This window comes from Burkholderia sp. Bp9016, from assembly GCF_003857765.1.
GTDB lineage: Bacteria > Pseudomonadota > Gammaproteobacteria > Burkholderiales > Burkholderiaceae > Burkholderia.
Genome location: NZ_QTPY01000058.1, coordinates 1 through 7,767, shown reverse-complemented (window position 1 = coordinate 7,767; position 7,767 = coordinate 1). Strand labels below are relative to the sequence as shown.

Genomic DNA, 7,767 nt, shown 5'->3' with positions numbered 1-7,767 from the left:
TCCTTGCGTTTGCGTGGCATAAAAGTGGCTCCTTGGCCGTCAGTTTATGCATCACACACAAAAGACCGGATAGGCTCAGCAGTGGCGGCGTCACTACAATGCCATCCGGCCGCACTCGAGCCTGGCCTATCTGACGCCCGACGAGTTCAAGCAGCGGTATTGTTTAACTGAAGTAACCGAGGCCATTCCCCAAGATTGAAATGGCCCGAAGAAACCAGGCAGGTCAGGATATTGCTTTCCGGTCCGATCAAATTCATTCATGCGACGCCGAATCAAGGTTCCGACGACTTAACTACCTCATAACGGCGCTTTCGCCTCGTTTTTTCCAGGGTAATCTGCGACAGGTACTGACATTGAGCGCACCAGGTACCCGCAGACGAAACTTGCCGGGGCCTCGCCCACCATCGATGGCCACGAGCGCACTCCCATTCGAGCTTCGTGTTGTTGTCGACATAGTGCTCAGATACGCACATGCCGCCCCGGTCCGCAGCAATCGATCGCATCAATTCGATGCCCTGCTGCTGCCTGTCCTCGGTACGACACGTCGGACACCAGTGCCCTTTCAAGATTTCCGTACCCCACGCCATCCACTCGTGCCCCCGGTCGCACTGAAATGGGTAACGAGCTTGGATACGTTGATACTGAGATGCGAGACATCTGCCGCCGTGCTCTGCCGCCTTCTTTTGCAGCTTCGCAAGTCCGTCCGGAACTCTTCGCCCATCGACAAAACATTCTTGACACCATGCCTTACGCAAGATGTCGTAGCCTGCGGCCTCCCATTCGTGCCCCCGTCCGCATCGGAATCGATACTTCGCCATGCGGCCGTTATAGACGGGCGACAAGCATTCGCCGCCGCGCTCTCGCGCACGATCCTGTATTGGTTTGAGGCCACCTTGATATCGACGACGCTCAGCTCGTCGTTCCGTCGAGCACTTTGCGCACCAATGACCGGCCAAGGCCGAAGCAGCCGTGGCCTCGAACTTGTGTCCTGCGGCGCAGACAAAACGGTAATTCGCGTGTTTTCCGCGATACCGCTTACTCAAACACTGGCCTCCAGCCGAGCCCGCGGTTTCGTGGATTCGAGCCATCGTCTGCTCGACCCAGCATTGACGGCATCGTAGCAAGCCCCGCGTTCCTCGGACGAGGCGCAAAAGATTCGCTCCTGACTGGGAGGAAACGTGATTGTTCTCGCAACGGAACCGGTACTGACTAGGCGCACCTTGCCACGTGCGAGTTAACAGCGTGAATCCTGCGGTTGCGAGATACTCGCGAATATTGGAGATACGATCTTGCCAGTTTCCATTCATCGATAGTGAAGCGTTGCATGCGTCAAAGGCGATCTACTGCACGACAAAATTTAAACAGTCAACTGAAATCCAAAACACTGCGGCGCACTCCGTGTTATGTCAATCAAGGCTTGAAATCAAATGGCAACCACATGTACCAAGATGCCCCTGTCGAGCAATCGGAACACCATGATCCTTGATATTCGGATCACCCTCTTCGATTACGTTCGGATCAACATCGGGATGTAAAGGGCATATTATTTTATCTCCCTTCCTCGCAACCCCTCTTCCATTTATTGCTACAACCCGCGACGCCTCAACAACTTCCCCGCCGTGATCAGTTGAATCCCCAATTCGAATAGCATTCAGCATGCCCCACTCCTTAGTTGAAAAATATCACAAGATATAAATCAAGAAACACCTTCAACCTACCTTATACTCTAAAAATTACTCAGTCCGACCAGTCAGTTGTGAACACTCCTTGATTGGCGCAATTTTTCCAACTTGCTTCTCGTACACAACACACAGCGGCTTCTTTGCGCTAGCTGCCAATCTCCGGCCACCACATACCGAATCACCGATTACCACCCCACCCTTATCAACACACACGCTCCCGGACTGCACAAGATGAATTTCACTTTGCAAATTTACTCTTCCACCGACTACCTTATAAACCCTTCCCCACGATCCGTCGGCCTGATCGAAATCAAAGAAATACTCCGCCTTCCCAACATAATCTGCCCCAACGGGCAAATATCCAGCGAATGTCGCCTTACCAGCCTGCAGCACGTAGACATTCATCTGAGCATTAACCCCCAACCTTCCAGGATTAATCGTAACCAGCGTTATATCAGATTCAGTCAAGTGATCTACGCTCCACTCCGCCCCTGCGCAGTTATCAGAATCATCCAACTTCTGATCAATTAATGCATCTGACTCCCCGCCAATCTTATCACCAGCAAACACCTTAATTTCGGGCTGATCGACCTCACAGACAAATGTAAAAAAAGAACCACCCGATTTAGCCAGAACAGTGACATCAGATGGACCCGCAGCCAAAACTCCTCGCAATCCCGCAAGAAAAAAAACTGCGAAAATCAAAAATTTTGATCTCAAGACAAAACCTCCTTAATCCTATTCGTCTCCGACAACCTTTGAGGAAAATGTGCATCAGCAGGAAAGTCTGCCGCCGTAGATGCATGATCCCCTCTAATTTTATTTGTCAAAGTTATTGCATCATCCCTATCAGCAATACCAAGCAGCGAATTTATCGCCCAAAAAAATCCTGCCGTATCAATACAAGCATACGCATCATCCGACACAATATTTGGATTTGAAATTATTGCCGGCCTCAAAGTCGAAATCAATTGAGAAACAGTCGCCGCATTTTGAATCGGCAGCAAATTCTGATGTTGGGCCGGATGATACGGTGGCGTGAACCCCCACCAGCGAGCATCAGTCCACCACACCTCTGAGAAGGACGATTTTTGCAACCATCCTCGATAAACAAAATATTTAGAATAATTCCCTCTTCCGGTCAACTGCTTGAAACCTCTACCCATGAATTTCCCACCATCATTCCACTCCACATTGCCAAGCCACCCCTTATAATTTTTGGCTTTTTCATATTTCCTGAAATATTCGAATAGGTCACCATTGTAAAGCTCCGCCATATAACGAAGTTGACCCGACTCAACGGAGGCCTGACCAAAGAAGTGAGACAGCCTAAGCGTAGTTGTCAAACAATATTTAACCAAAGCCTTATTGATGTTTACTCGGTATCTCTGAACCGAGCTCGCGGAAGCAGATGGATAAATTTGTTTAAACTCGCCCTCACTAAACCATTTACATTTCATGAGGTGACGAATAAATTCCGTAGGCGGCCAATGCCAACAGTCATCAGCCGCCGGCTTCTCACCTTGAATTTCTTCCCAAAATGCCAAAGCGCGAACATGCCCTTCAAACAACTTGAAATCGTCATCGGACAGAGGCGAACTCAACGCCTCATGTTCGGTCTTTAACCAACCGTAGAGTTCGTCTAAATTGCTAGCAGACCACTCGGTAGAAAATCGACATACCACTTGCGTAAGACGCTTTCTAAGAGCCGCATTCTGCAGCGCCCCCACCATTCCGGCGTGATCAATTTGCGCCTCCCCTGAAGCATCCAGCAACCACTTCCTTAAGGTTGGCGAATCGCAAAGATTAGTCTTCGTCGAATCGTCTTGAATAAAATTCCAGCCCGCCCATTCTGGAAAATCCGCATCACTATATGCCTGCACCCCTTGGCCAGAGAGGTTGATCCAACCCTGACCAGCAGGAGTATTCACCTTTCGCCAATGGTTAAAATTCGCATTAGCCTGCTCATTTATACACCGCCCGAAACGCAATACCTCAAATATTGCACTGATCGACGGAGGTGTTCCTTGAGAATATTTTTCGCTGAGTTTATTCGATCGCTTATAAAGGTGATCTTCATCATCCTGCTCCGGCGGCATTTCAGCGCAAACTTCCCAACTACCATCGGCGGTGCATTGATATGTTGTCAGGGTACATCCCCGGTCATAGCGCATCCGTACAGCCAGCGGACTCGCCGTCTGAGCAATTGCAACCGGTGCCGCTCCACCTATCGAAACACTACCATCGCTCTGAGCAGGATGCGGCTCATTCGAATATAAATTCGCTCCAGCCGGAACATAAAACCAAATATCCCCATAGATCGCATCAGTGCGGCCCGAACTCCCCACTGGCCCCGGGGTACGTCCAAGCAACTTCGTCATGTTCTGACTGTCGCATACAATTTCGAAATGAATGCGCCCCGGTCGACTATACACAACCCCCGGTAAGCCCAGCTTATCCTTGCGGTGTACTTTTTTTCCAACTGTCAGGGGCTCGACACTTTGCAGATGCACATACACAGAAAAGAAGGTGATCTTTGATTGCGCGCCGTCTCCGATCTCCGTATCGTGCCGAATTACCACACAGCCGTCGTCAGTTCGTACGCCGGCATAGTTCAATTCAGGCTTGTTCTTCGTATCCGTTGTACGAACAAACACAATCGTACCGTCTGCGATCGCTCTAACCGGAAGCAGATGCCCTTGACTGTCGACCGGAGCCTCCAGATGCGCTCCGCCGTGCCATCCGAGATTAAAGCTAACGGGAAACGCCCCATTCCCGGGACCACACTCCAGCATAGGGAATGAATCCCGCGCAGGATCAACATTCGGGTCGCTATCGGGCTGAGCCAAATTCACAAAAGGTGGACTAATAATCATAGCGATTCTGTCAGATAAAAATTACAGGGAATGGAGGTATGTGTTTGCGACTTCGCCCGAAGAGAATGACGGCATAGGTACTTGTTTCGAATCAGCGGCTTCTACGTCCCAGGATGAGCATCGCTCCCTGATTTGTCCTACCGTACCGTTCTCGATACCCGACGATGTGATGCGAATATACGAACCGCCCACATAAAGTCCGATTTCCTGTGCTGCAGCAATCACGACTTTCCCGCCCACGCTTTTGATTGAGAGGTCCTTCTGCGACGCCATGTCTAATTCGGCTCCCTGTGCCTGAATTTCCACCCTCCCTTTGGCTGCAAACAATTTCATCCCTGCGTTCTGCACAAACAGGCTTATCTTCTCCGCGACGCTCGCCACCAACGACTTTCGACTAGCGATAAATGTGCTCTGCCCGCTAACAAGATTGGTTTGCTGATCACTCGCGATATGGACCGATTGCGGCGTCGACAGCGCAATCCCAGATGGGCTTGCGAACAACATGACGGGGGTCTTGAACGCGTTCGCACTGCCCTTACCACCATCTCCTGTCCTGCCACCTAATTGCGAGCCCTGTACGGTGCCTTGAGTCGCATTGGTAAATGTTTTCAAGGCATCGCGGCCGGCACCGAGACTTTCCGCTTGGTGTTGCTGGCTCACCTGCGACATAGCCTCAATGGCACCCTCAGCTCCAGTGAGCTGTTGCTGCGCCTCACTCACATCGAGCTGCTGGCTATTTGCCTGTTTCTGATACGTAGTGACGTACAGCCCCTGCGCGGCACGTACGGCACCAGACAAGTCCGTCTTCAAATCGAAGCCTGAACCAAGAATTGCACCGCGTGTGTTGCCGTTTTGCTCGATCAGATATCCGAGGTGAAGCAAGCTGTTTCCTGTACTACTGAACAATCTGGCTCGATTCTGTCCTGTCGCATCGTCAAGGACCATCTCGTTATAACCGCTTCCCGAATACTCCTTCGACCGGTAGCCGGACAAGATGCCATTACTATGCCATTGCGGCTGAACGCTACCGTTGTAGACACGATGCAGGACTATAGGCCTATCACAATCTCCGCCTATATAGCCCACCAGGACTTCCTCACCGACTCTTGGAACGTGCACGCTTCCGTAGCCGCCGCCGGTGTCTGACTGCGCGACTCTCACCCAGCACGAGGCATTTGCATTACCTGAGTTCTGTCGGTCCCAAACGAACATGACCTTTACGCGATTCAGTGCATCCGTGTACACCTCTTCGCCCTGCGGCCCAACGACGATTGCCGTCTCTAACTCCATCGCTGGCTTCTTGTGCTCGAACGGGCTCCTATACGGAACCGTCACGCGCTGCGCCTCGACTTCGACTAGATAAAAACCAGCCGAGCCGTCTTCGTGAGTGACGACCTCTCCCGTTTGTTCGAACTTCGCCTGTGCTAGATCGCTCTGTAAGCTATACGGAAAGTTCGCTTCGTGATTCGATAACGGCAGGTTGTTCTCAATGTACCGACGCACTTTGATCGCAGCGAATTCTCGCTGCCCGGCTTGATCATGATCGTGCTCAGGATGGCCCGTCAGTATAAAGCGACGTCCGGCATCGATAGTCCGAACACCTCCGATACCAAGGAATCGCTTTGCCCTCGACTCCCATTCTTCTAGGTGAATCCTCGAAAGATGCTCACCGCGATCCTGGTTCAAATACGTGTAGGCACCGGTATATTCGTAGACTTCAGTCTGTTCCGGTAAATTTCCTTGACCGGCCATCGTCGGCAACGTCGTACCTTTGGGATTGGCCAGCGAGGACGGCGCCTTATAGTCAAACGTGCGCGTCGTGTACACGGTACTCTGCAACGTCCGCGACCCCGCCCATTGCGTAAATGCGCCCGTTTCGTTACTTGTGCCCGACCTCGAGAATCCGACCTGTTTGGGCGAGACCTCATCAAGCGAGTAAATGTCGTCGGTCACGACGAACCTATGCGACTTCCCCTCGTTGTCCTGACGCCAAAAGCCGAACAAGCCTTCTTCCTCCATCAATCGATGGACAAAATTCCAGTCCGTCTCGCTCTGACGGCAGTACGAACGCGAGGGTAGCGTCTTCAGTAAGGCGAATTCAAATTGCCCTCGCGCTTGTGGATGCGCATTGAATACATCGGTGAGGATGGCGTCAACGCTCTTGTCCTGCCAGTACCGCATATCGCTGCGGAACTTAAGGAAATGCATCCATGAAGCGAAAGATAATTGGTAACTTGAAAGGCTTCCGTCAGCGCCAAGTCTACGAGCTGTATGGATGTATCCGTTGATCGGCAAATAAGACTTGTTCGCTTGCTGCAACCAAAGGGTCATCGGCTGAGCGATCAACGTTTTGAGCTCAATATCGCCTGCAGTGGATACCATGTCGAGCGTGACACTGAAGTCACGGCCAAGCTCGGAATAAGTCACGGCTCGGCGCGGAACAAGCGCGTTCTCCGGCAGCGAAGGGATGCTCGTCTTGAGCAGGCGATCTTGCTGGATCAGGCCGCCACGAATTGCCTGAGCCACTTCGGTCATGTTCATGCGTTATCCATCTTCTTGTTTTTGCAGGCTCAACGGCCTACGCTCTCACGGGAACGGCTTCCCGTTATATCGCCGCAATTTTAGCCATGTCGACAGGTCATGAGAATGTACCCTGATCGCGGAAACAACAATATGGTCTGACAAAAATTCATCCCCATCCCCCTATGGGGACCTGACCTCCAATAGCCAAAGCCATCTACGATATCATTTCCTAGCAAATTCCTTTCAATGCGTCCCGACAATCGGAGGGACAGTCGAGCCTCAGTGTGGGTCGAAAGCCACTATCTCTTCTGATCCCTACGCCGCCGCACGTTTGTCAAATTCCCCTATCCAATCGATCATGAGCTTGAGATCGTCGGCCAGCTCGTCGACGCCGGGAAGGTTGGCTTCAACCTCATCGGACTGGGAATGTTCGAACTTGGAATACTTCGTCATCATCTGATCGACGAGCACGCAATCTTCCGAGGTAATCTTCGCCAGTGAACGAATCTGCTGGGTTTGGACGGAGCGCCGAAACCTCTCGATTAACGGGCCGTTGAAATACCCATCGACCGGATTCAGACCACTCTCGCAAATGACATGAATTCGCTTAACGGCTCGGCAATTTTGTTGCGTCACGCCGGGTTCAGCGGTAGAGCCCGGCCGGCGAAGGTATTTCCCGCCAGATT

At 51.7% G+C, this 7,767-nt stretch carries 4 protein-coding genes and 2 pseudogenes; 1 reads left to right on the top strand and 5 read right to left on the bottom strand.

Annotated features, from left to right (window positions below):
• Window positions 1-76 precede the first annotated feature (76 nt).
• Window positions 77-199, top strand: a pseudogene (locus tag DIE13_RS32205) (integrase core domain-containing protein); the annotation flags it as partial.
• Window positions 200-1,406: 1,207 nt separating this feature from the next.
• Here the strand turns inward: DIE13_RS32205 and DIE13_RS32195 are convergent.
• From DIE13_RS32195 to DIE13_RS32175, 5 genes and pseudogenes are all read right to left on the bottom strand, one after another.
• Window positions 1,407-1,658, bottom strand: a complete 252-nt coding sequence (locus tag DIE13_RS32195) for a PAAR domain-containing protein (protein ID WP_124831003.1) — start codon at window positions 1,656-1,658, stop codon at window positions 1,407-1,409.
• 75 nt (window positions 1,659-1,733) lie between these two features.
• Window positions 1,734-2,402 (bottom strand): hypothetical protein, encoded by a 669-nt coding sequence (locus DIE13_RS32190; protein ID WP_124831002.1) that lies wholly within the window; start codon window positions 2,400-2,402, stop codon window positions 1,734-1,736.
• Window positions 2,399-4,558 carry a M23 family metallopeptidase gene (locus tag DIE13_RS32185; RefSeq protein ID WP_124831001.1) on the bottom strand — a complete coding sequence of 720 codons (2,160 nt, stop codon included), beginning with the start codon at window positions 4,556-4,558 and terminating at the stop codon, window positions 2,399-2,401. Before DIE13_RS32185 ends, DIE13_RS32190 begins: the two co-directional genes overlap by 4 nt.
• Before the next feature lie 21 nt (window positions 4,559-4,579).
• Complete coding sequence (locus DIE13_RS32180) at window positions 4,580-7,099, bottom strand: type VI secretion system Vgr family protein (RefSeq protein ID WP_124831000.1); 2,520 nt, start codon at window positions 7,097-7,099, stop codon at window positions 4,580-4,582.
• Between the two features lie 297 nt (window positions 7,100-7,396).
• Window positions 7,397-7,767 (bottom strand): annotated as a pseudogene (locus DIE13_RS32175) (chromosome segregation protein SMC); the annotation flags it as partial.